General features: G+C 64.7%; 1 protein-coding gene and 2 pseudogenes. All 3 read left to right on the top strand.

The annotated features are described in order from the left end of the window. Nucleotides 1–271: pseudogene (locus EOB49_RS33420) on the top strand (DUF411 domain-containing protein); the annotation flags it as partial. Nucleotides 272–280: 9 nt separating this feature from the next. Then, on the top strand, nucleotides 281–514 hold the full coding sequence (locus tag EOB49_RS38250; RefSeq protein WP_127312611.1) for a hypothetical protein: 234 nt from the start codon (nucleotides 281–283) through the stop codon (nucleotides 512–514). An 80-nt stretch (nucleotides 515–594) separates the two neighbouring features. Beyond that, nucleotides 595–720, top strand: a pseudogene (locus EOB49_RS38245) (c-type cytochrome); the annotation flags it as partial.

The following is a 720-nucleotide window of genomic DNA, read 5'->3' as shown; positions in this document are numbered from 1 at the left end:
CACGACCTTTTCGCCATGAGCCGCGAAGAGGGCATTCCGCCGGAAGCCGATGGCTGCCTTCTCTCGTTCATCGACGGCTATGTGGTGAGCGGCCATGTGCCGGTCGGCACGGTCAACAAGCTCTTGACCGAGCGGCCCGACATCAAAGGGCATGACGCTGCCCGGCATGCCGATGGGCTCCCCCGGCATGAGTGGCACGAAGGAAGCGCCCTTCGAGATTCTCGAAATCCGAAAGTCTGACGCGACCGGCGGCATCTACGCCACGGAATAGGAGGCTTCGATGATGGAATGCATGAGCGGCATGATGATGTTCGGCACGGGCCTGGTGTGGCTGCTTGTCGTCGTCGTGCTCGTCCTCGGGACGGCCGCGCTGATCAAATACCTGTTCTCCAGCGGCGGCAAAGGAGAAGGGCGTCGGTCCTCTTATCGATGCGTGGCCGCGGCAGGCCTCGGATTGGTCTGGACATTGCCTTGGCTCGCCAACCGGATGGCCGCGCCCCGGCCGCGGCGATAGCGCTAGGCAAGACGGTTTTAGCCAGGCGAAGGTCAGCGCGATTGGAAAGCCCGCTGCCTTCGGGACGCATGCCGGCGCCGGGACCGGCCGCGGTCGTCGGCGGCGGCTACCAGAGCGACATGCCGGGCTTCGGGAATGTCCTCACCGACGAGGAGATCCGGGCCGTTCTGGCCTTCATCAAAAGCACATGGCCCGAGCGGGAACGC

The organism is Mesorhizobium sp. M7A.F.Ca.MR.148.00.0.0 (genome assembly GCF_003997735.1).
Lineage (GTDB): Bacteria > Pseudomonadota > Alphaproteobacteria > Rhizobiales > Rhizobiaceae > Mesorhizobium.
The sequence above is the reverse complement of the archived record's forward strand: the minus strand, read 5'-3'. Positions and strand labels throughout refer to the sequence as shown.